The sequence below is a fragment of the Streptomyces muensis genome (assembly GCF_021474425.1).
Classification (GTDB): domain Bacteria; phylum Actinomycetota; class Actinomycetes; order Streptomycetales; family Streptomycetaceae; genus Streptomyces; species Streptomyces muensis.
The window spans coordinates 1-26,599 of sequence record NZ_JAKEIP010000072.1 but is presented as its reverse complement, the minus strand read 5'-3'; the positions used below and the strand labels follow the sequence as shown (position 1 = coordinate 26,599).

Sequence of the window (26,599 nt, the reverse complement as noted above, 5' to 3'; positions counted from 1 at the left end):
CCGCCCGCCCCTGGGCGGCCCGGTTGTATGTCCGGTTCGAAAGGGGGGTTCTCTCATCTCACGGCACGGAAGCGTGGCTCTCCGTGCGCGTGCGGTGAGCTGGCATGTGTGGCCGGCCGCCCGAAGATCGGCGGCCGGTCGCGCGGCACGACTCGACGACAAGTGCGAACACCTTCACCGAGCACCCCCCTACCGCGCCCCGCGCCGGGACTGTCGCGGTCCTTGAGCCCTCCCCTAGAGCCGCTGCCGACAGTCCGATGCGGGTGAGATGTACGACGGTATTGACGATTGAGCCTTTATGGCAAGAGCTGGAACGAGCCCTCACATTTTTGTTGGTTTGACCGGTAGTTACCCGTGTCCCGAGCGGATCTTCCCCATGCGCTTGAGGAGCCGGTCCGCCGGTTCGAACAGCTCCGGCCGTGCCTGCACGGTGTTGCGCAGCGCCCGGACCGGGGCACGCCGTGCCCGGTGGCCGAACGCGACCGGGTGACGCCGGGTCACCCACCCCTCCGACACCGTCAGCTCACGTGTCTTCAGGGAGTCCTTGTACTCCTTCTGGCCACGGCCGAGATCCAGGTAGGCGATGCCGTCGGCGGCGGCCGCCTCGGCCATCCGCAGATGCAGCACCAGACCCGGCGAATACTTCGAGAACTCCGGGTCGTAGGCCGGGAACCAGCACGCCAGCACCCGCTCGCCCCGCAGCCCGAAGTGCGCGGCGATCGGCCTGCCGCCCGCGTACAGCACCGACAGGATCCCCGCGAACGGCTCGGAACGGGTGTGGAACAGCTGCTCCACCAGCCGTGTGATCCACTCCTGCGCGAACCGGTCGCTGCGGCCGGTCCTGCGGTACTGCGCGGACTTCCACGCCATCAGCGTGCGCAGGGCCGCCGGATCACGCTCGTCGTGCACATACCGCACGCCCTCGTGGTCCCGGTCCAGCTTGCGCTCCTTGGCGAGCGTCGTCCGCGTGAACTTCGGTGACCGCTCCCGCAGCCCGCCCAGATACGCCTCGTACCCCTGGTCGACGTCCATGACCGGGGACGCGAACCTGCCGGAGGCCTCCGCCTCGAACGCCGCCTGGCCCTCCACCAGATGGTCGAACTCCCATACGGCGAGCCCGCACGCCTTCAGCAGCTCCCGCGCGTCCCAGGTGAACCCGGGCCGGTGCACGACCCCCTGGGCGTCCGAGACGCCGAGACCGATGGCCCTGCCGACGCCCGCCGCCGTGCGCTGGAACGGGAAGAACGCGGCCGGCTCGCCGCGCTCCCGGACGACCGCGATCCGCACCCCGCGCCGGCAGCGGCCGATCGCGAGCGCGAACTCGGGCGAGAGGAAGGGGTTGCCCAGCTCGGGCGAACCCTGCAGATGCGCCTTGGACTGCAAAGAGGTCCAGGCCGCCCGGTCGGCGGAGCTGAGCTCGCCGGGGCGGTACACGCTGATGTCCACGTCAGTCAGTCCGCCTTCTCGACGTGCGGCCGCGCAGCCGCCGCACCACGGCCAGCAGGAGAATGAGGGCGCTGATTGCGGTCACGGCCGCGATCCCGCCGAGCACCGACCACCGGTGCACGGCCAGCATGCCCTGGGCCACCAGCATGTCGACGACGACCGCGCCCGCCACGGCGGCCACGGTCCGGCCGAAGGGGTCGAGACCGCGCAGCGCGGCGGCGATGGCCGCGGCCGGCATCGCGAGCAGGAAGAACAGCGTGAACGGCCCGCGCAGCGGCGAGCCCGAATCGACCAGCGCGAGCACCGCGCCGAGTCCCCCCACAGCCGTCGCGGCGCCCGCGAGCAGCGGCGTCAGGTCCCTCCCCGGCCCTGGCCGCGCACGCTCGGCGTCCTCGGACGCAGCTGTCTTGATACGTATGGTCTGCATTGGCGACTTTGCCCCCCGACGCGCCGGATGCCGGGCTTCAATGTGGCTCAGCTCCGTGGGGGCCGTCAAGACGTCACCCGGAACAGGGCGTTCCCCGGAGACGGCGGGCGTCTCCGGGGAACAGTGGGGTTCACATCGTGCGCTGCGGCGTTACGGCACGAGCTTCAGCAGCCGGTTGGGTGAACCGCTGCCGGGGCTGGTGACCACGTTCGCGGTGGCGCCGCTCGTCAGGGCCGAGGCGACCGCGGCCGGGGTGGCCGAGGTGTGGCTCGCCAGGTAGACGGCGGCCGCGCCCGCGACGTGCGGGGTCGCCATGGACGTACCGGAGATGGTGTTGGTCGCGGTGTCGCTGGTGTACCAGCCCGCCGTGATCGAGGAGCCGGGGGCGAAGATGTCCAGGACCGAGCCGTAGTTCGAGTAGCTCGCCCGGGCGTCGGAGCTGGTGGTGGCGCCGACGGTGATGGCCTCGGTGACGCGGGCGGGGGAGTACGAGGAGGCGTTGGCGCTGCTGTTGCCCGCCGCGATGGCATAGGTCACGCCGCTGGCGATGGAGTTGCGCACCGCCGTGTCCAGCGTGGTGGAGGCGCCGCCGCCGAGCGACATGTTGGCGACCGAGGGACCGGAGTGGTTGGCGGTCACCCAGTCGATGCCCGCGATGACGCCCGCCGTGGTGCCGGAGCCGCTGTTGTCGAGCACGCGGACCGCGACGATGTTCGCCTTCTTGGCCACGCCGTACGTGGTGCCGGCGATGGTGGTGGCCACATGGGTGCCGTGGCCGTTGCCGTCGGAGGCGGTGGTGTCGCCGTCGACGGCGTCGTAGCCGTAGGAGGCACGGCCGCTGATCTGCTGGTGGGTGATGCGCACACCGGTGTCGATGACGTACGCCGTCACACCGCTGCCCGCGCTGTCGGGGTAGGTGTAGGAGCCGGAAAGCGGAAGCGCGGCCTGGTCGATGCGGTCCAGGCCCCAGGGCGCGCTGGATTGGGTGGTGTCGGCCAGGTGGACCGTCTGGTTCTGCTCGACGGACGCCACCGACGGGTCGGCGGCGAGTCTCTTGGCCTCGGTCGCGGAGAGGGTGGCGGAGTAGCCGTTCAGCGCGGCGCCGAACGTCTTGTTCACCGACCCGCCGTACTCCTTGATCAGGCCTTTGCCCGCGCTGGAGGCGGCCTTCAGACCCGCGCTCTTCTTCAGCGTGACGATGTAGCTGTCCTTGACGGCCGTGGGGGAGCCGGCGGCCAGGACCTTGCCCTCGGCCGGCGCGGCCTGGGCGGGCAGGGAGGTGAGCCCGCCGACGAGGGCGGCGGTCGCCAGACCGGTTATCGCGGCGAACCGGAACTTGTTGCTACGCAGTTGTGCCATTACGAGGGAGTCCTCCTCAAGGCGGTGCGCATGGGTGGTGCGCGCACATGTGGGGGATGCGTGCGTGGGGTCGCACGCACGGCCCGGAACGTCGCGTTCCCGTTCCTGGGCCGAGGTAAAGGATCTGTGCTCCCGCCGTGATGGACAAGGGAGTTGACGACCTGTCAACAATCCTGTCATGAACACGAAATCAAACCCATGGCGAACCCACAGGGTGAGTGCCGCGATGAGGGGAAAAGTCTTGGCATGGACACTTCCCGTCAACACGCGTAGTTGGTACGACGGTTATGGCAGAGATCCTGCTATAGGGAGGTTCCATGAGACGTTCCCGACTTTCCGTATACGTCGCCTCACTCCTCCTCGCCGTCGGCACCGCCCTCACCGGGGCAGCCACCGCGCAGGCCGCCGACACCGCCGCGATCGGCGGCTACGTGGCCCTCGGCGACTCCTACTCCTCCGGCCTCGGCGCCGGCAGCTACATCGGCTCCAGCGGCGACTGCAAGCGCAGCACGAAGGCGTACCCCTACCTCTGGGCCGCCGCGAACTCACCCTCGTCCTTCGACTTCACGGCTTGCTCGGGCGCTCAAACGGGTGATGTCACCGCCGGTCAGCTCGCCCCGCTCAGCCCCGCCACCGCACTCGTGTCCATCTCGATCGGCGGCAACGACGCGGGCTTCGCCGACATCATGACGACCTGTGTGCTCCAGGGCGACAGCGCCTGCGTCAACCGCATCAACACCGCCAAAGCGTTCGTCGACTCCACGCTCCCCGGCAGGCTCGACAGCGTCTACACGGCCATCCGCAGCAAGGCCCCGTCCGCCCACGTGGTGGTGCTCGGCTACCCCCGCTTCTACAAGCTCGGCGTCTCCGGATGCATCGGACTGTCCGAGACCAAGCGAAGGGCGCTCAACGACGCGGCCGACTACATCGACGCCGCGACCGAGAAGCGCGCCCTGGACCACGGCTTCACCTTCGCCGACGTACGACCCGCCTTCACCGGGCACGAGCTGTGCTCCGGCAGCGCGTGGATGCACTCCGTGAACTGGCTCAACATCCCGGAGTCGTACCACCCGACGGCCGCGGGCCAGTCGGGTGGATATCTGCCGGTGCTGGACGCCGTGGCCTGAGGCCCTGGGCCCTAGGCGCTCGGCGACTCGGAAGGCGTGGGCGAGACCCCGTCCGTCGGGGTCTCCGTCTCACAGGTCACCGAGAACGGCACCGAGTTGGACTTCGTCTCCACCGGGTCACGGACCTCGACACTGATCTCGTTCTCGAACGTCCCGCTGTCGTCGTCCGTCGTCACGAACGCCCGGTCCTGCTTGGTCCGCCCGCCGCCCTCCGGGAACGACAGGGTCTTCCACCCCTGGTCCATGACGTCACCGTCCGCCGACACCCAGCGATACGTCACCTGGGCCGGCAGCCGCCCCACCGTGAACGTCGCCGTGAAGGAGGGCGCCTCGCCACTGGGCGGCGGACAGGACCCGGAGTACTCGGTGTTCGACCCCGCCAACGTCACCCGCACGGACTGCGGCGGGGGAGTGCTCGTACGGCTGCCGCTCGGACTCGGCGTCGGGTCCTGACCCCCGCCGGCCGCGTTCTCGTCCCCCGTGTCGGTCGCGGTCGGCGAGACCCCGCCGCCCGTCCGCGAGTTGGTCCCCTCGCCCCCCGCCTTGCCGCCGTTTCCGTCCCCGCGGTCGAGCAGGGCGTACGTCAGCCCTCCCACGGCCAGCGCGAGGGCGGTGACGCCCGCGATCAGGACGTAACGGGCGCGGCGGTCACGGTCGGGACGGACGGCGGCCGTGTCCCGGTAGGGAACGGCGGCCGAGGCGGGCCTGGTCGGTCCGGTCGGCGGGACGGGAGCCGTCGCCGCGGTCTCCGAGGGCGCCGGAAACGCCGCGACGGTCGGCGTGTACGGAGTCCCCGCCCCGGAAGGGGAACCCCCGGCCCCGATGATCCGCAGATCCTGCTCGGCCCGGTCGGCCGGCAGCCGCTCGGCCGGGTCCTTGCGCAACAGCCCTTCGATGACGGGGGCCAGCGGACCGGCCCGGCGGGGCGGCGGCAGCTCCTCGTCGACGATCGCCCGCAACGTGCTCAGCGGGGTGTTCTGACGGAACGGGGAGTTGCCCTCCACGGCCGCGTACAGGAGCACACCCAGCGACCACAGGTCGGACTCCGGACCGGGCGTGCGGCCCAGCGCCCGCTCCGGGGCCAGGAACTCCGGGGAGCCGATGACCTCGCCGGTCATCGTCAGCGCGGAACTGCCCTCGACCATCGCGATACCGAAGTCGGTCAGCACCACCCGGCCGTCGTTCGACAACAGCACGTTGGCCGGCTTCACGTCCCGGTGCAGCACCCCGGCCGCGTGCGCCGCCCGCAGCGCCGCCAGCACCTCGGCACCGATGTGCGCGACCCGCTGCGGGCTCAGCGGGCCCTCGGCGTCCAACTGCTCGGCCAACGAGATACCCCGGACCAGCTCCATCACGATCCAGGGCCGGCCGTCCTGCGTGGCCACGTCGTACACCGTGACGACATTGCGGTCGGCTACCCGCGCCGCCGCCCACGCCTCGCGCTCCAGCCGGGCGTACATCCGCTCGACCTCCGCGGCCGGCAGCCCGTGCGGCGCGCGCACCTCCTTGACGGCCACCTCGCGATGCAGCAACTCGTCGCGCGCCCGCCACACGGTGCCCATGCCGCCCTCGCCGAGCGGGGAGAGCAGGCGGTACCGGCCGGCGATCAGACGTTCACTGCCAGATTCTTCGGACACGGGCGTCCCCCATTCGCATCCGTGCGCATTCTCCACAAAAGTAGCTCAGCCGAGTGCGGATGCCGCCCCCTGGACAACCAATCCGGCCCCGATCAGTACGACGAGCACCGCGGATCCCAGTGGTGCGGTCCTGCGGACGAAGACCGTCAGGGGGTGGGCCATCCAGCGGGGCTGCCGGTCCAGCACCCTCGTCACTCCGCTACCCAGCCGTACGACGGCGAACCCGGCCGCGGTGAGCGTGAGCGCGAGCCCGACGCCGTACGCCACGACGAGCAACAGCCCGAACCACGCCTTCCCCAGTGCCGCCGCGCCGACGAGCACGACGACCGCGGAGGGACTGGGCACAAGACCGCCGGCGAACCCGAGAAGGATCGTGCCGCGGAGGGTGGGGGCGGTGGAGTGAGTGTGGGTGAAGCCGTTGTGGGTGTGGGTGAGGGGGCCGTGGGTGTGAGTGTGGTCGTGAGGGTGGGGGTGGTCGTGCTCGTGGTGGTGGCTGTGGTGGTGGTCGTGGTCATGGTGGTGGGCGTGGCCCGGTGTGGGTGTGGGGGCCTCCGCCGCGGCGTGGGCGTGCGCGGCGACCAGGACCGGTTGGCGCTCATGGGCGTGGTCGGTCTCATGGGCGGGGTCGGTCTCGTGGTCGTGGGAGTGGCTGTGCCCGTGAGGATGGTCATGCCCGTGCGGATGGGCATGACCGTGCCCGTGCCCATGCCCGTGCTTCCGGGCGTGCCATGCCCGTCGTACGAGCGTCGCGCCCGCCGCGATCACCAGGGCGCCGCTCGCGATGCCCAGCCAGGTGATCACCGAGGGGGCCGCCGCCGAGCCGGCCGTCACCAGGAGGCCCAGGGCCACCACGCCCAGGGTGTGGGTGACCGTCACCGAGGCGGCCAGGGGCAGGACGTCCTTCATGCGGGCCCGGCCGCCGCGGGCCGCCGCCACCGCGGCCATCAGGGTCTTGCCGTGGCCGGGGGCGAGCGCGTGCATCGCGCCCAGGAAGATGGCGAGGACCAGGGCGAGGGCGGCGAAGCCGACGGTGAGGTCCTGGCGGGACACCAGCCCGTCCAGGGCCCGCGTCCAGCGGTCGGCGCCGCGCGGGAGGACGGAGGAGGCGGGGGTGTCCTGGTCCGCCTCGGCGAGGGCGGGTCCGCCCGGGCGCACGCGCAGCGACGCGCTCTTGGTTTCGGCCGGGGAGGACAGCAACTCCTCGGGGTACTCGGTCAGTTCCCGGGAGATCGACTCCTTCGGCACGTCGGAGGCGGCGAGTGTCATACGGTCCCCGCGCGCCGTGATCTCCCGCCAGCCGGGGCCGGACTCCGCGCCCGCGCCACGGAAGCCGACGGCGACCGTGGTGTCCTCCGGGAGCGGCGCCGTCAGCCGGCACTCCACGCGCAGGGTGTCGAGCCCGGCCTGACCGGGCCGCACGCGCGCGTGGCTGCTGCTCGGCGTCAGTTCGACCGTACGGCCGTCCACGGTGACCTCGCTGCCCCGCGCGGCGTCCGCGCACCGCTGCCGCGCCCACGCCGTCATGCCCGCCTTCTCGATGTCGGGCCGGGCCTGGGTCGCCGGGATCTCGGCGAGGTCCTCCACATGGTGGACCCGTAGTTCGCCGGGAGCGGCGACGAGCCCGTCGTAGCGGTTGACGGTGAAGTTGCCGAGGGGGTGCGCGCTCGCGGAGCCGGCCGGGAACAGGGCGAGCGCGCCGGCCGCCGTGAGAACGGCCGCGGCGGAGGCGAGCAGACGACGCGGGGTCACTTGGCCGCCTCCAGGTCCTTGAGCGCCGTACGGGCTTCACGGGCGCCCAGCGGGGAGAAGCCGGGGTTCAGTTCCAGCGCGGCCCGCAGGTGGGTGCGGGCGTCCTCGGCGTGGCCGGTGGCGCGCTCGATGATCCCGCGGTGGTAGAGGAACGCCGCGTTGCGGTAGCCGGTGGCCGTCGCCTCGCGGGCGTAGGGAAGGGCCTCCTCGTCCTTGCCGTTGACGTGCAGCGCCCAGGCGAGGGCGTCGGCGGTGTGCACGGTGCGCCGGCGGTCCCACTCGGCGCGGGCGGCGCGCAGCGCGGAGGCCTTGTCGCCGTGGTCGGCGGCCGCGAGGGCGGTGTCCAGGTCGGCGTTGACGCCGTTGGCGCGGGCGAGGGCCGTCCAGGCGTCGACCAGGGCGTACTGGTCGTCGGCCCTGACCTTGTCGCCGGATGCCTCGTAGAGCTCGCCGAGTTCGACGAGCGGGCCGGGGAGGGGGTAGCGGGCGACGACGTCCTTCAGGCCCTGCGTCGCGCCGGCCCTGTCGCCGTTCGCGGCCTGGGCGCGGGCTCGGCCCTCCAGGGCGGGGACGTAGTTCTCGTCGGTGGCGAGGGCGCGGGCGTAGTGGGTGAGGGCGGTGTCGTAGTCGCCCTGGTTCCACGCGAGTTGGCCGAGCTGGGTGGCGACGTAGGAGATGTCGCCGGGGGTGGTGGCGGAGGTGAGGGCCTGCTTCAGTACTCGCTCGGCGGTCCGTACGTCGCCGCGCAGCTCCTGGACGTAGGCGTACCGCGTGAAGACCGGGATGCCCGGGCGGCGGTCGTCGGCCGTCTTCGCGGCCTTGGCGGCGTCGGTGTAGCGGCCGAGTTCGACGAGGGCGTCGGTGCGGGTGCACAGGGCGCGTTCGCTGTAGGGGTTCACCTTCAGGGCCTGGGCGGCGTACTTCAGGGCGTCCTCGAAGTCGTGCCGGGCCGCGGCCAGGGCGGCGCGGCCCGCGAGGGCCTGGTCGTTGTCGGGGCTCAGCTCCAGGGAGCGCATGAACGCCTGCTCGGCCTGGGGGTAGCGGGAGGGGTCGCCCTTGGTGCGGGCCTGCTCCACGTAGGCGAGGCCGAGGGAGGCCCAGCCGGTGAAGTCCCTTGGCTGGTCGCGGAGGTGGGCCTGGAGGGAGGTGATGCCGGTGGTGAGGTCGCCGGTCGCGAGGAGGCCGGGGGAGACGGCGGCGGAGGCGGGGGCGACGGCTTGGGTGTTGTTGTCGCGGGCCGCGCTGAGGGCTATGGAGCCGGCGGTGAGGGCTACGGCGAGCAGGGCGGAGCAGCCGGCCAGGTGGAGGGCCCGGCTGCGGCGGGCGGCCGCGGCGACGCGGCGTACGGCCGCGATGCGCTGCTCACGGCCCTTGTCGCCCCCGCCGCCCCTACCCTTCCCATCCTCAAGGGGCTCCGCCCCTTCGACCCCGCTGGGGGCTGCGCCCCCAGACCCCGCTGTCGGCCCTCCGGGCCTCGTCCTCAAACGCCGGACGGGCTCAGAATTCTCCGCCATGCCCTCTCCTCGATCGGCATTCATGCGGCGCGGCCCGCGCCGTGGGGGATGAGTACTTCGCGGGCCGCGCCAGTCTTTTCAGGGGCGCGGAGCGCCTAGTACGCCCGGTCCCGCATTCGGCGCCACCACATCAGGGCGCCGCCGATCAGCAGGATTCCCAGGGCGCCGGCGCCTGCCGAGCCGGCGATCAGGGTCATGTTGTCGGTGTCGCCGGAGGCGCCGGCCGGCTGGAGGGCGTCGCCGAGCTGGCTGCGGACGTCGGTCTCGCCGTCCGTGCCCTTGGCGAGCGGGCCGCGGGAGCCCTCGGTGGGCAGGGCGACGTACGGGAAGGCCTTCTCGAAGTCCTTGTCGTTCTTGTCGACGGCGTCGCCCAGGTCGTTCTTGGCGCCCAGCAGTTCACCCTCGACGACCTGGAGGGAGGCGTCGATCACGTCGTCGGTGAGGCGACGGCCGTTGGGGAAGCCCGCGTTGTCGCCGTCGAGGACACCGAGCCGCTTGGGTTCGGCGGCCGGCTTGATCGAGGTGTTCAGGCGCAGCATCTCGGAGGGTGTGACGTGCGGGGGCTGGTTGAGGTCCTTCACGCCCTTGAGGAAGACGTCGACCAGGTCGTTGCGCGGCTCGTCGGGCGCCGGGATCTTGTAGATCGCCTCGATGAGCTTGGGCAGCTCAGGGTTGGTGACGTTCTTCAGGAACTGGGCGTCGTCCCACGGCGAGGACGCGTTGAACTTGTCCTTGTCCTTGAGGGGGTTGACGACCTCGTTGACCAGGGGGCTGCCGAGGCGCGAGACCTGCTCGAAGTGGCCCTGGGCGTTCTTGCGCTGGGTCGTCGACCAGATGCCGACGATCGGCTGGTCCGCCGACTCCGCGATCATGTGGTTCGGGACCTGCAGGGCTATCGAGTTGACGTTGTAGCCCTTGAGCGTGTCGTTGCCGACCTCGGAGAGGTTCCCGCCGTACAGCAGGTCGAAGACCCGCAGGTCCAGGAAGAACGGGTCGTCGGCCTGCCCGGCGAACGACGTCGCGTCGCCCGCGAGCTTGTGAACGGCCTGCTCACGCAGCTTGGCGTAGTCCGGCATCGACGCCTTGCCGACGTTCGACGGGGCCACCGGCACGTCGTTGGCGACCTTCGTCCTCGACACCGGGTACTGGTCCTTGAGCTTGATCAGCTCGATGTCGTACGTCTGCGTGATGTTGAGGTCCTTGTCGTCGAGGCTCTCGACCGGACCGGTGTTGTACAGGAAGGTCTTCTTGTTCTTGATGTGGGTGTCGAAGGTGAAGCGGTAGAGCAGATCGCCCTGCGCGTCACCGTTGTTGTCGATGTGGATGTCGTACTGCGCGTCCTCGGCGAACGTGAAGAAGTTCGGTCCGCCGGCCGGCTCCTCGAACGGGATCCAGTTCCCGATGATCGTCGTCGTGTCCGGCTTGTCCGGACTGACGAACGCGTACACGTCCGTGTTGTCGTACTGCGGGGTGCCCGAGATCAGCGGGGCCTCCCGGTGACTGGAGGCGGATGCCGCCCCCGGTTCCAGCGCGGTCACGCCGGCGGCTGCGAGCCCCCCGGCGGCCAGCGCACCACATACGAGGGTCGCGAGGCCCTTGCGTCCCGCACCGCTCCTGGAATTAGGTGTCATGCCGTCCGTCCTCAGTCCCAACTTGCCTGACGCACCCGATTCGGAGCCGTCGCCAGGGTGGATTGGTCGAATCCCAAGCGTTCTTACGGCGGAACTGAAAAGTTGTTTCATCGAAGGGCGACCCGCGTTTTCGGCCCGCCGATCCGTAACCCCATCCGGAGGTGGGTTCGTTGCGAATGCCTCGCGGGACGAGACGGCCGCGCTGCGGTCTGACTGGAGGGGGAGACGAGTTGGAGGCGGACGAGCTGCTGGTGCTCGTGGCGGGCGGTGATCAGAAGGCCTTCGAGGAGCTGTACGGGCTGGTCTCCGGGCCGGTGTACGGGCTCGTGCGGCGTGTGCTGCGCGACCCCGCCCAGTCCGAGGAGGTGGCCCAGGAAGTGCTGCTCGAACTGTGGCGGTCCGCCGCGAAGTTCGACCCCCGCCGGGGCAGCGCCCTGTCCTGGGTCCTCACCCTCGCCCACCGCCGCGCCGTCGACCGGGTGCGCAGCGCCCGCGCGGCCGGCGAACGCGAGCAGCGCGAGGCCCTGCGCGCCAACCACCCGGCCTTCGACCACGTCGCCGAGGAGGTCGAGGCGGGACTGGAGCGCGAGTGGGTACGCCGCTGTCTGGACCGGCTGACCGCACTGCAACGCCAGTCCGTGACCCTCGCCTACTACGACGGCTACACCTACCGTGAGGTCGCCGAACGGCTCTCGCTGCCGCTGGGCACGGTCAAGACCCGGATGCGCGACGGACTCACCCAGCTGCGCAAGTGCCTGGGAGGTGTCGCATGAGCCTCGCCGACCGCCTCCTCGGCCGCGGGGACCTGCACTCCCTCGCCGCGCCCTACGCGCTCGACGCCCTGGAACCCGCCGAGCGCCACCGCTTCGAGAAGCATCTGAAGTCCTGCGACAGCTGTGCCGCCGAGGTGCGGGCCCTGTCCGAGGACGCCGTCCGGCTCGCCTGGTCGACGGCCGCCCCGCCGCCGGCCGCGATGCGCGACCGGGTCCTGGCCGCCGTACGCACGACTCCGCAGGAGTCCGTCGCACGGGAGCCGGCACACGCGCGTGCCACTCAGCTGCCGCCGCACGTGTGGGGCACCCAGCCGCCGCCGCGCACCCGTGCGCCCAGGACGCGCCCCTTGCTCGTGCCGTTCGCCACGGTCACGGCCGCCGCGGCCCTCGTCGTCGCCTCCCTCTTCGCCGTCCAGGCGAACCGGACCCAGGAACAGCTGGACGCCCAGCAGGCCCGGGCAAGTGAGATCGCTAACGTTCTCGCCGCGCCCGACGCCCGGGCGACCGCCGGCGAGGACGCGCGGGGGCGGACGATCGGAGTGGTCGCCTCCGCCTCGGAGGGACGGGCGATCGTCACTCTGAGCGGATACGGCGAGTTGCCGAGCGGCCGGGTGCACCAGCTCTGGCAGATGCGCCCCGATGTGCAACCACGCTCCCTGGGGCTCTTCGACGGCGACACGCCACTGATCGCATCCGGTCTCGACAAGAAAACGACGTCACTGGCTGTGACCGTCGAGCCCGACGGAGGCTCACCGCAACCCACCAGCCAGCCCGTTGTCCAACTCGCCCTGAAATCGGTTGGATTCGGAGAGTAATCGACGACGGGTCGTCAACACCCTTACGGGGAAGGTGAATCCTGTGACCGCGATACACGAGTGCCGCACCGGGGAGATAGGGTTAACCTGCCCGGGCCGGGTGGACTCGTACGGGTGGGGAGTGACATGGATCAGATAACAGTGCGCAGCAGGGCCAGGGTCCCTGCGATCACCTGCGGGAGCAGCGCGACCAGTTCGCGTCTCGACCGCCATCTCTCGGTGCTGGCGGGTCCCGCCGTGCCGCAGGGAGAAGCGGCCGAGGCGACCACGCTGATGCGTGAGCTGACCAGTCGTGACACCACGAAGCGCAGCGACCGGGGCGCCCGGGTTCGTCGCGTCTCGCTCTTCGCCCCGCTGCGTCGGCTCCGCCGTTCGCTGTTCGGCGGTCGCTGACCCGTACCGGCGTTTCTCGAACGACTTCCAGGCCCGCGCCCGGCACGCCACACGTCCCGGCGCTGTACCGCGCTGTCGTCGCCGTCATCCCCAACGGCGCACGCGGCGCCCCCGGAGTGCCATCCGGGCGCGGGCACATCCCCCGGCTCGCCCACCCCGCATCCGGTACGTCAGCGCTCGCCGCGCCCGTACCGGCGTACCGCCAGCGGTGCGAACACCGCGATCAGCACCGCGCACCAGGCCAGTGACCCGGCGACGGGATGCGCGACCGGCCAGGCGGCGCCGTCCGGCACCGGCGCGTTGCCGAAGAGGTCCCGCAGGGCCGTGGTGACCGCGCTGATCGGATTCCACTCGGCGACGGTGCGCAGCCAGCCCGGCAGACCGTCGGTCGGAATGTACGCGTTGGACAGCAGCGGCAGGACGAAGGTCGCCCCGCCCAGCTGACCGGCCGCCTCCTCGTTCCGGGTGAGCAGCCCCAGGAAGATCCCGATCCACGTCGTCGCGAACCGGAACAGCAGCAACAGCCCCACGGCGCCCGCCGCTTCGAGCGTGGACCCCTCGATCCGCCACCCCACGGCCAGCCCGACCAGCAGGAAGGGCACCGTCCCGGCGGCCGTCACGACCAGATCCGCCACCGCCTGCCCGAGCGGTACGGCGGCCCGGCTCATCGGCAGTGTCCTCAGCCGGTCCATCACCCCGCGGTGCGTGTCCTGCGCGGCCTGGAACATCCCCGTCATGATCCCGTTCGCGGCCGTCGCCACCAGCAGCCCCGGCACCAGGAAGGAGCGGTACTGCTCGCCTGGCATCGCCAGCGCGCTGCCGAAGACATAGCCGAAGAACAGCAGCATGGTGATCGGCATCGTCTGGGTCAGTATCAGCAGCCCGGGGTTGTTGCGGATCCGTCGCAGCTGACGGCCCAGCATCGCGCCGCCGTCGTAGGCCAGGGTGCTCATGCGGCACGCTCCTCGGTGAGTCGCAGGAAAACGTCGTCGAGCGTCGGTGGTTGGAGGCTCGCGTCCAGCAACGGCACGCCCGCCGCGTCGAGTTCTCGCACCAGACGGGGGAGGGTGAGCGTGGCGTCCCGGGTGACCGCGGCGACGGCGCGCCGCTCGTGGTCGAACGACGGCTCGGCGCCGGTGAGTTGATCCAGTACGGCCGCGGCCTTCACCATCACGTCCGGGTCGGTGACCACGACCTCGACGTGCGCGCCGATCAGCGACTTGAACTGGGCGGGCGACCCCGTGTGCGCGACGCGTCCCCGGTCCACCAGGGCGATGTCGTCGGCGAGTTGGTCGGCCTCCTCCAGGTACTGCGTGGTCAGCAGCACCGTGGTGCCGTCGGCGGTGAGCTCCCGTACGGCGTCCCAGATCCGGTTGCGGCTGGCCGGGTCGAGGCCGGTCGTCGGCTCGTCCAGGAACAGCACCTCGGGGCGGCGGACGAGACTCGCCGCGAGGTCGAGGCGGCGCCGCATCCCGCCCGAGTACGTGGACGCCGGCCGGTCGGCCGCGTCGGTCAGTCCGAAGCGCTCCAGGAGCTCGCCGGCCCGCTCGGCCGGCCCGCGCACCCGGTGCAGCCGGGCGAACAGCCTGAGGTTCTCGCGGCCGGTGAGGTCGCCGTCGACCGAGGCGTACTGGCCGGTGACGCCGATGGCGCGGCGGACGGCCGCCGGGTCCCGGAGCAGATCGTGCCCGGCGACCCGGGCCGAGCCGGCGTCCGGCCGCAGCAGGGTGGTGAGGAGCCGTACGGCCGTGGTCTTGCCCGCGCCATTGGGGCCGAGGAGGCCGCACACGGTGCCCTGCGCGACGGCCAGATCGAGTCCACGCAGGGCGTGGACCTCGGCATTTCTGGGCCCGAATCGCTTCTCCAGACCTTCACTAAGTACAGCGTACGTAGAAGTCATGGCTCGACCATAGCGCACTACGTACGGTGTACGTAACTAGGATGGTGTGCGAGGTGATGATCGATGGCGGGCAAGGCGGCTGAACCCGGGGTGATCTGGGCGCGACCCGAGCGGACGGGGCGCGGGCCGAAACCGGCGTTCACCCGTGCCGACATCGCGACCGTGGCCGTGCGGCTGGCGGACGCCGGGGGTCTCGACGCGGTCTCCATGCGGCATGTCGCCGGTGAACTCGGGTGCGGGACGATGTCGCTGTACAACTACGTGCCCCGCAAGGAGGACCTGTACGAGCTGATGGTGGACGCCGTCAGCGGGGAGCACGAGCTGTGGGAGCCGGGCGGGGACTGGCGGGCGGACATGCGCCGGGTCGCCGGGCAGACGCGGGCGCTGATGCATCGGCATCCCTGGATGACGCGGCTGATGTCACCGATCTACGGCTTCTCGCCCAACGCCCTGCGGTATCTGGAGCACTGTCTGGCCTGCCTGGATCCGCTGGAGACGACGTACGGCCTGAAGATGCAGCTCGTCGGGATGCTGAACGGGTGTGTGACGTCGTACGTCGCGATGGAACTGGCGGCCGCCGAGCGGACGCGGTCGTTGCCGTGGTCGGCGGCGGAGGAGAACGCGGTGCGGATCGCGTACCTCGGGAGTCAGGTGGCCACGGGGGTGTATCCGAGGATGGCGGCGGCGTTCGCGGAGGATCAGGGGCCGATTGATCTGGAGGGGGCGTTCGGGTTGATGGTGGAGCGGATGCTGGACGCGTTCGCGCCCAGGAACGACTAGATCAGCGCGAACTGCCCTTCAGGGCCTTCCTCGTGGTGGTCCAACACCGACGCCGGGCGGCGTGTCGACTCGGGGATCGGCAGCACGCCGGCGTCGTGGAGGTCGGTTGCGGTGACGGGGGACGTCAACTCCTGCTGGAGGGGCCGGAGTTCGGCCAGCAGCGCCAGCACCGTGATCAGTTCCAGCAGCTCCGACGTCCACGCCTGCGGCCAGGTCGCCGGGCGGATCGCGGCCAGGGTGCCCGGCTCGGGCTCCGTGACGCGGGCGGTGAACCACTGCTCCAGGACCCTCACTCCGGCCACCTCGTAGTCCCACGCCTGCGGCGGGACCGGTGAGATGCGTCCCTCGTCGAGCAGCAGAGCCTCCTCGTCGCGGTCGTACTCCAGCACCAGCGGACGGGAGGGGAGCGGTGCGCGGACGTACGGGCGACGACCGCCGGGCAGCTTCGGGCGGTCGCCGTTGCGCCGCATCAGCCACAGGGCACGGCGGCCCGACTCCACGCCGCGTGCCCACAGTTCCGCGTCGGTGGTGAGCGGGACGGTGAGGTCGGGGCGTACCGCCGCCAGCGTCCAGGCGAGCAGGTCCAGCGGCTCGACCGCTACGCCGAGCCGGTCCTGGAGATGTTCGACGAGGCCCGGTGCCAGGTTGGGTTCCGTGCCGCCCGGGCGGCGGTACAGCGGGCGCACGCGCCCCGGGCGGAGCAGCGGGAGCAACGAGGTCGCCAGCAGGCCGGAGTCCGGGGTCTCCAGGACGAAGACCTGGTGCTCGTCCGCCACCCGCCACAGCTCGGGGCGGGCCGCGTCGATCAGGCGGTGGTCGGGGATCAGCCACTGTTCGTCGAAGGGGGCGTGCAGCACCCGTACGGGCTCCGGGCAGGGGCCCGAGGCGCGGATCAGCTTCTCCGTGCCGGTGGACCGGCCGGGCAGCTGTCCGACGGCCGAGTGCAGCGTGCGGGAGCGCGTCGGCTCCAGCAGGGCCTCCCGGTCCGGGCCCTCGGCCTTCACGAAGGCGTCCCAGCGGGCTTTCAGGGATGCCGCGTCGGGGCCCGTCGGCCACCCCCGGCCGAGCCGCGGCGGTGCGACGGACCACGGCATGAGGTCCGCCAGCAGCGGAGCGTCGTCGTGCGTCACGCTGGGCATGGTACGGCCTGGACCGGACACGCGGGTCAGGGCAGCGCCCCCGTAAGGGGCGCGGGGCTGTGTCCATATGCGGCTCCGCCGCGTGGGCGCGACCAGCCCCCCACCGGCCCGCAGGTGTATGACAACGCTCCCAGCGGAGCGCTCACGCATCCAGGGTCACCGTGAAGGAGAAACGGTCCCCCCGGTAATGGATGACGGCGGCGTCCAGCACGCGCCCGTCCGCGTCGTACGTCACCCCCGTGTAGTGCAGGATCGGGCTCAGCAGCGGGACTTGGAGCAGCCGTGCCGTCTCCGGGTCGGCCAGGCGCGCCTCGACCGTGTCCGTGATGCGGCTGATGTCCGCCCCGACGACGTCCCGCAGCACCTTGGTCATCGGCCAGCGGACGAGATCGTCCAGGTCGACACGGGCGGCGAGTTCGGGGCGGACGTAGTTGCGGGCGTGGTTGGTCGGCTCGCCCGTCTTGTCGTCGCTGCGCAGGCGGTGGTACGTCGCCACCTCGTCGAGGTCCGGGAAGAACTCGGCGACTTCGGCGGGCACGGGCACCGTGCCGTGCTCCAGCAGTTCGGTCGCCATGCCGGACTGCTGGGCCACGATCGCGTCCACCGAGCCGAGCAGCCGCACGGGGGCGCCCCGGCGGACGTCCGGCTCGATGAACGTGCCCCGTCTGCGGTGGCGGGTGATCAGGCCCTCGTCCTCCAGCTCCTTCAGCGCCTGCCGCATGGTCAGCACGCTCACGCCGTAGTGCTCAGCCAACTGCTCCTCGGTGGGCAGCCGCAGGGGGTCCTGCGGTCGGCGGCCGAGTATCGAGGCGCGCAGCGACTGCGACACCTGGTACCAGAGCGGCAGCTTGCGGTTCAGGACGATCGAGTCAGGGGCGAAGGAGGTCACGGGCCATCCGTACCGGTCGGGGATCTTTACTGCAACCGAGTGAGCCGTAGGGGCGCGCCGGAGGCGAACGACCATCAAACCGCGCGGAAATGGCGCTGCATGCCCTGCCAGACGTCGTCGTAGCGCTGTTGCAGGTGCTCGGCGTCGGCCGCCTGCGGGGCCAGTGTCACCGGCCAGCGGGTCTCGAACATGAACGCCAGGCCGTCGTCGATCTTCTGCGGCTTCAGCTCCGCCGCGCTCGCCCGGTCGAACGTCTCCCGGTCCGGGCCGTGCGCCGACATCATGTTGTGCAGCGAGCCGCCACCGGGCACGAAGCCCTCCGCCTTCGCGTCGTAGGCGCCCTCGACGAGACCCATGTACTCGCTCATCACGTTCCGGTGGAAGTACGGCGGGCGGAAGGTGTCCTCGCCCACCAGCCAGCGCGGCGCGAACACCACGAAGTCGACGCCGGCGAGGCCGGGGGTGTCCGACGGGGACGTCAGCACGGTGAAGATCGACGGGTCGGGATGGTCGTAGGAGATGGTGCCGATCACATTGAAACGGCGCAGATCGTAGGCGTAGGGCACATGGTTGCCGTGCCAGGCGACCACATCGAGGGGTGTGTGGTCGTACATGGCCGTCCAGAGGTTGCCGCAGAACTTGTTCACCACCTCCACCGGGCCCTCGACCTCCTCGTACGCGGCCACCGGCGCCATGAAGTCCCGCGCGTTCGCGAGTCCGTTGGCGCCGATCGGGCCGAGGTCGGGGAGTTGGAAGGGCGCCCCATAGTTCTCGCACGCATAACCCCGGGCAGAGTCATCGAGCAGCTCCACACGGAAGCGCACCCCACGTGGGATCAGCGCCACATGTGCCGGCTCCACATGGAGGCGCCCGAACTCCGTGTGCAGCAGCAGCCCGCCGCGCTCCGGCACGATCAGCAGCTCGCCGTCGGCGTCGCTGAAGACCCGGTCCATGGACACGTTGGCGTGATACAGGTGCACCGCCATGCCGGTGCGCTGGGTCGCGTCGCCGTTGCCGCCCAGGGTCCACAGGCCGGCGAGGAAGTCGGTGCCGGGGGCCGGTTCGGGCAGGGGGTTCCAGCGCAGTCGGTTCGGGTCCGGCACGGACTCGGTGAAGGGCGCCGTTCGGATCGCGCCGTTGTCGGTGCGGGTGAACGCGGGGTGCGCGGCCGACGGGTGGACGCGGTACAGCCAGGAGCGGCGGTTGCGGGCCCTCGGCTCGGTGAACGCCGTACCGCTCAGCTGCTCCGCATAGAGGCCCAGCGGGGCGCGCTGGGGTGAGTTGCGGCCCTCGGGGAGGGCGCCGGGCACCGCCTCCGAGCTGTGCTCGTTGCCGAAACCGGAGAGGTAGGTCAGCCCTTCCGCGGTCTTCCGCGCGTCCCCGCTCATGAAAGCTCCTTCGAGATCTGATTCCTATGCTTCACCGTAGGATTGCGGTTTCGTCAGCGCAAGAGATCGGCGCCGCCTCCCCTTCGAGTACGACGAGAACCGGACGCGAACCCGACTTCAGGGGGATCCGGCTTTCGGACCGGTGTTCTAGTCTCCCGGGCATGTCATGGACCCGTCCCCCGCTCACCGCGCTCGCGGTCTGTGTCCTGCTGCTGGCCGCGACCACGGGCTGCGACTCCGGCGCTGCCGCGAACCAGGGGCAGAACGCGGCGTCGCCCTCCCCGGTGGGCAAGGTCGTCGACGACACCGACGCCGAGGGGCGGCACTACCGCGAGGTGGGCGAGGACGAGGCGCCCGAGGTCGGCATAGAGGTGCAGCCGGACGCGGACGGCGACGACGGGAGCTGGGACGTACGGCTGAGCCTGCGGAGGTTCCGCTTCTCGCCCGCGGGCGCGGGGGAGCGGGCGGTCGCCGGGCGCGGGCTCGCATACCTGTACGTGGACGGCCGTCTCGTCACCAGGCTGCGCACCCCCGAGTACCGCCTCCCGGCCCGCCTGGTCCCGCGCGGCACGCACCAGGTCACCGTGCGGCTGTACGCCGACGACGGCACGGTGTGGGCCGTGGCGGACGGTCCCGTGCAGAGCACGGCGGACATCACGGCATCGGAGCCCGAGAGGGAGCCGGAGCCGGAGGAGACCCTGACGCCCTCGCCGTCCTCGGCGGCGCCGGGCGAGCCGGGTACCCGTCCTTGTACCGGGGGTCGATGTTCCCCGGAACGAGCCGGAAAGGCATCATGAGGACCGTGCCCCACCCAGAAACGCTTCGCCGGGCGCCCGTGCAGCGACGCAGCGCCGAACGGCTCACCCGGATCCTCGACGCCTGCGCCGACCTCCTCGACGAGGTCGGCTACGACGATCTGAGCACCCGGGCCGTCGCCCAGCGCGCCGGCGTCCCCATCGGCTCCGTCTACCGGTTCTTCGGCAACAAGCGCCAGATGGCCGACGCCCTCGCCCAGCGCAACCTGGAGCGCTACACCGCCCGCGTCACCGAGCGGCTGAAGGACGCCGCCGACGGCGGCTGGAGGGTGGCGATGGACGCCGTCCTGGACGAGTACCTCGCCATGAAGCGCACCGCGCCCGGCTTCTCCCTCGTCGACTTCGGCAACCAGATCCCCGTCGGCACCCGCGGCGAACCCAACACCCGCGTCGCCGACCGCCTCACCGACCTGCTCTCCGGCTACCTCGACCGCGAACCGGACGACGACCTGCGCCGCACCTTCCTCATCGCCGTCGAGACCGCCGACACCCTGGTCCACCTCGCGTTCCGGGTGTCCCCGGGCGGCGACGACCGGATCATCGAGGAGGCGCGGGAGATGCTGCGGGCGTATCTGGCGCGAGTACTGGACTGACCGAGCGGCACCGAAGAGCGGCCGGCCGCGGTTCGCGAATTTCCGACCTCACCCCCTGCCGGGACTCCCCTCCGTGCATACCGGTCGGTATGCTCGGCCCTGAATCGCGCGCCAACGCCGCCGCCATCCCGGGAGGACCCGTGTCCCGCACCGCACTGCGCATCTGCCCCCTGTGCGAGGCCACCTGTGGCCTGACCCTCACCATCGAGGGGACCGCGGTCACCGGCGCCCGCGGTGACCGAGACGACGTCTTCAGCAAGGGGTTCATCTGCCCCAAGGGCGCCTCCTTCGGGGCCGTCGACGGCGACCCCGACCGGCTGCGCACCCCCCTCGTGCGCCAGGACGGCGAGCTGCGCGAGGCCACCTGGGAGGAGGCCTTCGACGCGGTCGCCGCCGGGATCCGCCCGGTCGTCGAGCGGTACGGACCGAACTCGGTGGGCGTCGTCCTCGGCAACCCCAACGTGCACACCATGGCCGGCGCGCTCTATCCGCCGATCCTGCTCGCCGGCCTCGGCACCCGCAGCGTCTTCACCGCCTCCACGGTCGACCAGATGCCCAAGCACGTCTCCAGCGGACTGCTCTACGGCGACGCCCTCGCGATCCCCGTACCGGACCTGGACCACACCGACCATCTGCTCCTGATTGGCGCGAACCCCCTGGAGTCCAACGGCAGCCTGTGCACCGCCCCCGACTTCCCGGGCAAGCTCAAGGCGCTCAAGGCCCGCGGCGGCACCCTCACCGTCATCGACCCGCGCCGCACCCGCACCGCGCGGCTCGCCGACCGGCACATCGCGATCCGGCCCGGCACGGACGCGCTGCTCCTCGCGGCGATGGCGTACACCCTGTTCGAGGAAGACCTGGTCGACGTGGGCGACCTCGCCCCGCACCTCCAGGGTCTCGACGAACTCCCCGACGCCGTACGGGACTTCACCCCCGAGGCCGTCGCCGACGCCTGCGACGTGGACGCCGCCACCACCCGCGTCCTCGCCCGCGAACTCGCCGCCGCGCCCACCGCCGCCGTCTACGGCCGCATCGGCAGCTGCACCGTCCCGCACGGCACCCTGGCCAGCTGGCTCGTCGACGTCCTCAACGTCCTCACCGGCAACCTCGACCGCCCCGGCGGCGCGCTCTTCCCGCAGGCCGCCACCGACAAGACGCCCCGCCCGGCCGGCCCCGGCCGCGGCTTCGCGCTCGGCCGCTGGCACTCCCGGGTGAGCGAACACCCCGAGGCCAAGGGCGAGTTGCCGCTCTCCGCGCTCGCCGAGGAGATCGACACCGCCACGGACCAGGGCGAGCCGGTCCGCGCCCTCGTGTCCGTCGCCGCCAACCCCGTCCTGTCCGCTCCCGACGGCGACCGGCTCGACAAGGCCCTCGGCTCGCTCGACTTCATGGTCAGCGTCGACCCGTACCTCAACGAGACCTCGCGCCACGCCCATGTCGTGCTGCCGCCGCCCCCGCCCTCGCAGAGCCCGCACCACGACTTCGCCTTCAACACCCTCGCCGTGCGCAACCAGGTCCGCTACACCCGCCCCGCCGTCCCGCTGGAGCCCGGCCGGATGGCGGAGACCGAGATCCTGGCGCGGCTGATCCTCGCCGCCACCGGCATGCACGGCGCCGACCCGTCCGCCGTCGACGACCTGGTCATCGGCCAGACCCTCGGCAAGGCCGTCAAGGAACCCCACTCGCCCGTCCACGGCCGCGACCCGCAGGAACTCGCCGCCCGGCTCACCGGCGTCAGCGGCCCCGAGCGGCGGCTCGACATGATGCTGCGCCTGGGCCCGTACGGCGACGGCTTCGGCGTACGACCGGACGGGCTGACCCTGGAGAAGCTGCTCGCGCATCCGCACGGCATCGACCTCGGGCCGCTCGCGTCCCGGCTGCCGCAGCCGCTGAAGACCGCCAGCGGCAAGGTGGAGCTGCTGCCGCGCCCCATCGCCGACGACCTGCCCCGCCTCCGGGCGGCCCTGCGCGAGCGCGCCGACGGGCTCGTCCTGATCGGCCGCCGCCATCTGCGGTCCAACAACAGCTGGATGCACAACGTCCCCGCCCTCACCGGCGGCTCCAACCGCTGCACCCTGCACATCCACCCGGACGACGCCGAGCGGCTCGGCGTGCGGGACGGGGCGGACGTACGCCTCAAGGGCGCCGGGGGAGAGGTGACCGCGCCCGCCGAGGTCACCGACGTGGTGCGCCCGGGCGTGGTGAGCCTGCCGCACGGCTGGGGCCACGACCGCCCCGGCACCCGCCTCGGCCACGCCGCCGCCGACCCCGGCGTCAACGTCAACCAGCTCCTCGACGGCAGCCTCCTGGACCCGCTGTCGGGCAACGCCGTACTCAACGGAGTGCCCATCGAAGTGGTCCCGATGGCCGAAAAGATCAGGCCTCTGACCTGAGCAAAGCTCTGACCTGGAGTTTTGCGCTTATTGCTCGCATGTCAACGTCTTGTTAACGCTGTTTCAACGGACCTAACGTCGTCCCACCGCCGGCCCTGGTGGGTCGTTCAAGGGCGAACGTTAGGTATCCACTCATGCTGACCATCCTTGGCTTCGCCATGATCGCGACCTTCCTGGTCCTGATCATGATGAAGAAGATGTCGCCGATCGCGGCGCTCGTGCTGATTCCGGCATTGTTCTGCGTCTTCGTCGGGAAGGGCGCCAAGCTCGGTGACTACGTCATCGAAGGTGTCACCAGCCTCGCCCCCACCGCGGCGATGCTCATGTTCGCGATCGTCTACTTCGGTGTGATGATCGATGTCGGCCTCTTCGACCCGATCGTCCGGGGCATCCTGAAGTTCGCCAAGGCCGACCCGATGCGGATCGTCGTCGGCACGGCGATCCTCGCCGCGATCGTCTCCCTCGACGGCGACGGCTCGACCACCTTCATGATCACCGTCTCGGCGATGTACCCGCTGTACAAGCGCCTGAAGATGAGCCTGGTCGTGATGACCGGTGTCGCCGCCATGGCCAACGGCGTGATGAACACCCTGCCGTGGGGCGGCCCGACCGCCCGCGCCGCCACCGCGCTCAAGGTGGACGCCAGCGAGATCTTCGTCCCGATGATCCCGGCCCTCGCCGTCGGCCTCCTCGCCGTCGTCGTCCTCTCGTACTTCCTCGGTCTGCGCGAGCGCAAGCGGCTCGGCGTGCTCACCCTGGACCAGGTCCTGGTCGAGGAGAAGGCCGAGGAGAAGGAGACCGAGACCGTCCTGGTCGGCGCCGGCTCCGGTGCGGGCGGCACGGGCAAGGACGCGGTCGCCACCGGCGGCTCCGGCTCCGGCACCGACGCCGAGGACGACGACGAGGACGAGAAGAAGCGCTTCCAGGTCCTCGACCCGAACCGTCCCACCCTGCGCCCCAAGCTCTACTGGTTCAACGCGCTGCTCACGATCGCCCTGCTCACCTGCATGATCATGGAGTGGCTGCCGATCCCGGTGCTGTTCCTGCTCGGCGCCGCCCTCGCGCTCACCGTGAACTTCCCGCACATCCCGGACCAGAAGGCCCGCCTCGCCGCCCACGCCGACAACGTCCTCAACGTCTCCGGCATGGTCTTCGCCGCCGCCGTCTTCACCGGCGTCCTCCAGGGCACCGGCATGGTCGACCACATGGCCAAGTGGATGGTGGACGTCATCCCCGAGGGCATGGGCCCGCACATGGCCCTGGTCACCGGCGTCCTGAGCCTGCCGCTCACCTACTTCATGTCGAACGACGGCTTCTACTTCGGCGTCCTCCCCGTCCTCGCCGAGGCCGGCGCCGCCCACGGCGTCACCCCGCTGGAGATGGCCCGCGCCTCCCTGGTCGGCCAGCCGCTGCACATGTCGAGCCCGCTGGTCCCGGCCGTGTACGTCCTGGTCGGCATGGCCAAGGTGGAGTTCGGCGACCACACCAGGTTCGTCGTGAAGTGGGCCGCCCTCACATGCCTCGTCATCCTCGGGGCAGGGATGCTCTTCGGAATCATCTGACTTTTCTACGGAGGATTCGCACATGGCGCCCGGTGGGAACCGCGGCTGGCTGCTCCGCCTCGTCATCGCCTTCAGCTTCGCGCAGGGGGCGGTGTCGATGGCCCGGCCCGCCGTCTCCTACCGGGCGCTGGCGTTGGGCGCGGACGAGCGCGCGATCGGCGTGATCGCGGGCGTCTACGCCCTGCTCCCGCTCTTCGTCGCCGTCCCGCTGGGCCGCCGCACCGACCACGGTCGCTGTGCCCCGTTGCTGCCCGTCGGCGTCGTGCTGATATCCGGGGGCTGCGCGCTGAGCGGCCTCGCGGACTCGCTGTGGGCGATGGCGATCTGGAGCGGCGTCATGGGCCTCGGCCATCTCTGCTTCGTCATCGGCGCCCAGTCGCTCGTCGCCCGCCAGTCCGCCCCGCACGAACAGGACCGCAACTTCGGCCACTTCACCATCGGCGCCTCGCTCGGCCAACTGGTCGGCCCGATCGCGGCGGGCGCGCTGATCGGCGGTCGGGACATGGCGGGGACCAGCGCGTTCGCCCTGCTGGTCGCGGGTGCGGGCGGCGCGGTCGCGCTGACCTCGCTGTGGCGCATAGAGCGCCGTGTGACGCCTGGGTCCCGCAAGGAACGGGCCGAGCGCGTCCCCGTCCAGCGCATCCTGCGCGCCCGGGGCGTGCCCGCCGGCATCTTCATCAGCCTCGCCGTGCTCTCCGCGACCGACATCCTCACCGCCTACCTCCCGGTGGTCGGCGAGCACCGCGGGATCGCGCCGTCCGTGATCGGCCTGCTGCTCAGCCTGCGCGCCGCGGCCACCATCGCCTGCCGGCTGGTCCTGACGCCCCTGCTGCGGCTGCTCGGCCGGACCCTGCTGCTGACCGTGACCTGTCTGCTGGCGGCCCTGCTGTGCGTGGGGATCGCGCTGCCGGTGCCGGTGTGGGCGCTGGCCCTGATGCTGACGGTGCTCGGCTTCTGCCTCGGGGTCGGTCAGCCGCTGTCCATGACGACGGTCGTCCAGGCGGCCCCCGACGGCGCCCGCTCCACCGCCCTCGCCCTGCGGCTGACCGGCAACCGGCTCGGACAGGTCGCCGCCCCGGCGTCGGCGGGCCTGATCGCGGGTCTGGCGGGGGTGGCGGCGCCGTTCGTGATGCTGGGGGCGCTGTTGCTGCTGTCGGCGGGGACGGCGCTGCGGGCGCCGGCGGGTCCGGCGGGGGAGCCGGCGAGCCCCGGCGAGCGCGGCGAGCGCGGCCGGTCCGGGCCGGCATTACGTCGAAAGAGTGGAATCTGACGGATCGTAGGGCGCTGCGCCCGCGATTCGGCGCGCGCATGTGAAAGAGAGTCAGACAAAGCGCGATTTGTACGAAAATCGTCTGACTCGGAGGATTCGCATGCCCACCACGCCTCTTCAACGCCGCGCCGGAATGCGCATCGCCGCCGTCACGGCGCTGACCGCCGCGCTCGCCCCGCTCTCCGGGCTGCCGACGGCGGGCGCCGCGCCGATGGCGCCGGGGGACAACGGAACCGTCAAGATCCACACGGCCCCCTGGGACGGCGTCGCGCGCACACCCTACGGTGACGCGATCGACGAGCCGAGGGTCTGCCGGTTCTACCTCGACGCCGCCAACTTCGAGACCGTGACGTCCGTCAACTGGAACATCCGGACCCAGCCCGAGGTCCCGGGCGGCGCCACGCTCCGCGGGGTGCTGAATCTCTCGGGCGGCATCGGCCACACCGAGGACCTGAACCTGCCCGACGGGCAGTACCGGCTCGCCTGGTCGTTCACGGGCATGACGGGCGCCGAGCGGGAGAAGACGTTCACCGTCGACTGCCGGGCCTCGATGTCGACACCTTCGCCCGGCCCGCAGGGCGGTCCGCCTGCCGGGGGCGGCGGCATCGCGCGCGATGAGGCGTTCACCACGGTCGCCGGCGCGGGCGCCGTGGGCCTGGCCGCGGTGGGCGGGGTGGTGTGGTTCCGGCTCCGCCGTCGCTCGCATGGCGCGTAGGAGGCGGCGAAGGCCCTGGTACCGGAGGCGCGCCTACCGCCTGGCGAGGACGGCCGTACTGGCCGTTCTGCTGGTGGTGGTCGGCATCCGGATGAGCGAACGGAGGGAGCCGCCCGCCGGCGCGGTCGCGTCGGCTCCCGGCTCCCCCCAAGCCTCCGACGTCCGTGCCGGCGCCACCGGATCCGGTGGCGCCGGCACGGACGGCGGGGGCGTGGGGGGCGCCGGGGGCCGACGCGACCGCGCCGGCGGGCGGCTCCCTCCGGTCGCTCATCCGGATGCCGCCC

23 protein-coding genes and 1 pseudogene are annotated in these 26,599 nt (G+C 71.6%); 12 read left to right on the top strand and 12 right to left on the bottom strand.

Annotation, left to right across the window (positions count from 1 at the left end):
* Nucleotides 1-348: 348 nt before the first annotated feature.
* The 3 genes from L0P92_RS19110 to L0P92_RS19100 all read right to left on the bottom strand — a co-directional run bounded on the left by L0P92_RS19110 (nucleotide 349) and on the right by L0P92_RS19100 (nucleotide 3,232).
* Nucleotides 349-1,446: a GNAT family N-acetyltransferase gene (locus L0P92_RS19110; RefSeq protein ID WP_234763957.1), complete on the bottom strand. Its 1,098-nt coding sequence runs from the start codon at nucleotides 1,444-1,446 to the stop codon at nucleotides 349-351.
* A 1-nt stretch (nucleotide 1,447) separates the two neighbouring features.
* Entirely contained in the window at nucleotides 1,448-1,873 is a 426-nt protein-coding gene (locus L0P92_RS19105; RefSeq protein ID WP_234763956.1) for a hypothetical protein, read from the bottom strand.
* Between the two features lie 150 nt (nucleotides 1,874-2,023).
* Nucleotides 2,024-3,232, bottom strand: a complete 1,209-nt coding sequence (locus L0P92_RS19100) for a S8 family peptidase (RefSeq protein WP_234763955.1) — start codon at nucleotides 3,230-3,232, stop codon at nucleotides 2,024-2,026.
* 317 nt (nucleotides 3,233-3,549) lie between these two features.
* Here L0P92_RS19100 and L0P92_RS19095 point away from each other — a divergent pair, with 317 nt between their 5' ends.
* Complete coding sequence (locus tag L0P92_RS19095; protein WP_234763954.1) at nucleotides 3,550-4,359, top strand: SGNH/GDSL hydrolase family protein; 810 nt, start codon at nucleotides 3,550-3,552, stop codon at nucleotides 4,357-4,359.
* An 11-nt stretch (nucleotides 4,360-4,370) separates the two neighbouring features.
* On the opposite strand, the gene L0P92_RS19090 is transcribed toward L0P92_RS19095, so the two are convergent.
* The 4 genes from L0P92_RS19090 to L0P92_RS19075 all read right to left on the bottom strand — a co-directional run bounded on the left by L0P92_RS19090 (nucleotide 4,371) and on the right by L0P92_RS19075 (nucleotide 10,890).
* Nucleotides 4,371-5,996: a serine/threonine-protein kinase gene (locus L0P92_RS19090; RefSeq protein WP_234763953.1), complete on the bottom strand. Its 1,626-nt coding sequence runs from the start codon at nucleotides 5,994-5,996 to the stop codon at nucleotides 4,371-4,373.
* 45 nt (nucleotides 5,997-6,041) lie between these two features.
* Entirely contained in the window at nucleotides 6,042-7,745 is a 1,704-nt protein-coding gene (locus L0P92_RS19085) for a HoxN/HupN/NixA family nickel/cobalt transporter (protein ID WP_234763952.1), read from the bottom strand.
* Entirely contained in the window at nucleotides 7,742-9,259 is a 1,518-nt protein-coding gene (locus L0P92_RS19080) for a tetratricopeptide repeat protein (protein ID WP_234763951.1), read from the bottom strand. Before L0P92_RS19080 ends, L0P92_RS19085 begins: the two co-directional genes overlap by 4 nt.
* Nucleotides 9,260-9,354: 95 nt before the next feature.
* Nucleotides 9,355-10,890, bottom strand: a complete 1,536-nt coding sequence (locus L0P92_RS19075) for a DUF4331 domain-containing protein (protein ID WP_234763950.1) — start codon at nucleotides 10,888-10,890, stop codon at nucleotides 9,355-9,357.
* 230 nt (nucleotides 10,891-11,120) lie between these two features.
* On the opposite strand from L0P92_RS19075, the gene L0P92_RS19070 reads away from it, so the two are divergent.
* The 3 genes from L0P92_RS19070 (at nucleotide 11,121) to L0P92_RS19060 (ending at nucleotide 12,871) form a co-directional block, all read left to right on the top strand.
* A complete protein-coding gene (locus L0P92_RS19070) occupies nucleotides 11,121-11,663 on the top strand; it encodes a sigma-70 family RNA polymerase sigma factor (RefSeq protein WP_030054282.1) in 543 nt (180 codons plus the stop codon).
* Nucleotides 11,660-12,478: an anti-sigma factor gene (locus L0P92_RS19065; RefSeq protein WP_234763949.1), complete on the top strand. Its 819-nt coding sequence runs from the start codon at nucleotides 11,660-11,662 to the stop codon at nucleotides 12,476-12,478. Before L0P92_RS19070 ends, L0P92_RS19065 begins: the two co-directional genes overlap by 4 nt.
* Nucleotides 12,479-12,604: 126 nt before the next feature.
* Nucleotides 12,605-12,871 (top strand): hypothetical protein, encoded by a 267-nt coding sequence (locus L0P92_RS19060; RefSeq protein ID WP_234763948.1) that lies wholly within the window; start codon nucleotides 12,605-12,607, stop codon nucleotides 12,869-12,871.
* Nucleotides 12,872-13,041: 170 nt separating this feature from the next.
* Here the strand turns inward: L0P92_RS19060 and L0P92_RS19055 are convergent, their stop codons facing one another.
* Both L0P92_RS19055 and L0P92_RS19050 read right to left on the bottom strand, forming a co-directional pair.
* Nucleotides 13,042-13,824 (bottom strand): ABC transporter permease, encoded by a 783-nt coding sequence (locus L0P92_RS19055; protein ID WP_234763947.1) that lies wholly within the window; start codon nucleotides 13,822-13,824, stop codon nucleotides 13,042-13,044.
* A complete protein-coding gene (locus tag L0P92_RS19050) occupies nucleotides 13,821-14,771 on the bottom strand; it encodes an ATP-binding cassette domain-containing protein (RefSeq protein ID WP_234763946.1) in 951 nt (316 codons plus the stop codon). Before L0P92_RS19050 ends, L0P92_RS19055 begins: the two co-directional genes overlap by 4 nt.
* Before the next feature lie 63 nt (nucleotides 14,772-14,834).
* Between L0P92_RS19050 and L0P92_RS19045 the strand changes: the two genes are divergently transcribed.
* Nucleotides 14,835-15,551 (top strand): TetR/AcrR family transcriptional regulator, encoded by a 717-nt coding sequence (locus L0P92_RS19045; RefSeq protein WP_234763945.1) that lies wholly within the window; start codon nucleotides 14,835-14,837, stop codon nucleotides 15,549-15,551.
* On the opposite strand, the gene L0P92_RS19040 is transcribed toward L0P92_RS19045, so the two are convergent.
* From L0P92_RS19040 to hmgA, 3 genes are all read right to left on the bottom strand, one after another.
* Nucleotides 15,548-16,690 carry a type ISP restriction/modification enzyme gene (locus L0P92_RS19040; RefSeq protein ID WP_234763944.1) on the bottom strand — a complete coding sequence of 381 codons (1,143 nt, stop codon included), beginning with the start codon at nucleotides 16,688-16,690 and terminating at the stop codon, nucleotides 15,548-15,550. The genes L0P92_RS19045 and L0P92_RS19040 overlap by 4 nt on opposite strands.
* Before the next feature lie 142 nt (nucleotides 16,691-16,832).
* Entirely contained in the window at nucleotides 16,833-17,579 is a 747-nt protein-coding gene (locus tag L0P92_RS19035) for a GntR family transcriptional regulator (RefSeq protein WP_234763943.1), read from the bottom strand.
* A gap of 74 nt (nucleotides 17,580-17,653) precedes the next feature.
* On the bottom strand, nucleotides 17,654-18,967 hold the full coding sequence (gene hmgA / locus L0P92_RS19030) for a homogentisate 1,2-dioxygenase (protein WP_234763942.1): 1,314 nt from the start codon (nucleotides 18,965-18,967) through the stop codon (nucleotides 17,654-17,656).
* A gap of 161 nt (nucleotides 18,968-19,128) precedes the next feature.
* Here hmgA and L0P92_RS19025 point away from each other — a divergent pair, with 161 nt between their 5' ends.
* The 7 genes and pseudogenes from L0P92_RS19025 to L0P92_RS18995 form a co-directional block, all read left to right on the top strand.
* Nucleotides 19,129-19,764 (top strand): hypothetical protein, encoded by a 636-nt coding sequence (locus tag L0P92_RS19025; RefSeq protein ID WP_234763941.1) that lies wholly within the window; start codon nucleotides 19,129-19,131, stop codon nucleotides 19,762-19,764.
* Nucleotides 19,761-20,375, top strand: a complete 615-nt coding sequence (locus L0P92_RS19020) for a TetR/AcrR family transcriptional regulator (RefSeq protein ID WP_234763940.1) — start codon at nucleotides 19,761-19,763, stop codon at nucleotides 20,373-20,375. The genes L0P92_RS19025 and L0P92_RS19020 overlap by 4 nt, the downstream gene beginning before the upstream one ends.
* Nucleotides 20,376-20,515: 140 nt before the next feature.
* The gene (locus L0P92_RS19015; RefSeq protein WP_234763939.1) at nucleotides 20,516-22,768 is read left to right on the top strand and encodes a molybdopterin oxidoreductase family protein; all 2,253 of its coding nucleotides are present in this window, start codon (nucleotides 20,516-20,518) and stop codon (nucleotides 22,766-22,768) included.
* A 134-nt stretch (nucleotides 22,769-22,902) separates the two neighbouring features.
* A complete protein-coding gene (locus tag L0P92_RS19010; protein ID WP_234763938.1) occupies nucleotides 22,903-24,330 on the top strand; it encodes a CitMHS family transporter in 1,428 nt (475 codons plus the stop codon).
* A gap of 22 nt (nucleotides 24,331-24,352) precedes the next feature.
* Entirely contained in the window at nucleotides 24,353-25,600 is a 1,248-nt protein-coding gene (locus L0P92_RS19005) for an MFS transporter (protein ID WP_234763937.1), read from the top strand.
* A gap of 100 nt (nucleotides 25,601-25,700) precedes the next feature.
* Nucleotides 25,701-26,315 carry a hypothetical protein gene (locus L0P92_RS19000; RefSeq protein ID WP_234763936.1) on the top strand — a complete coding sequence of 205 codons (615 nt, stop codon included), beginning with the start codon at nucleotides 25,701-25,703 and terminating at the stop codon, nucleotides 26,313-26,315.
* Nucleotides 26,305-26,599, top strand: a pseudogene (locus L0P92_RS18995) (class F sortase); the annotation flags it as partial. The gene L0P92_RS19000 and the pseudogene L0P92_RS18995, both read left to right, overlap by 11 nt.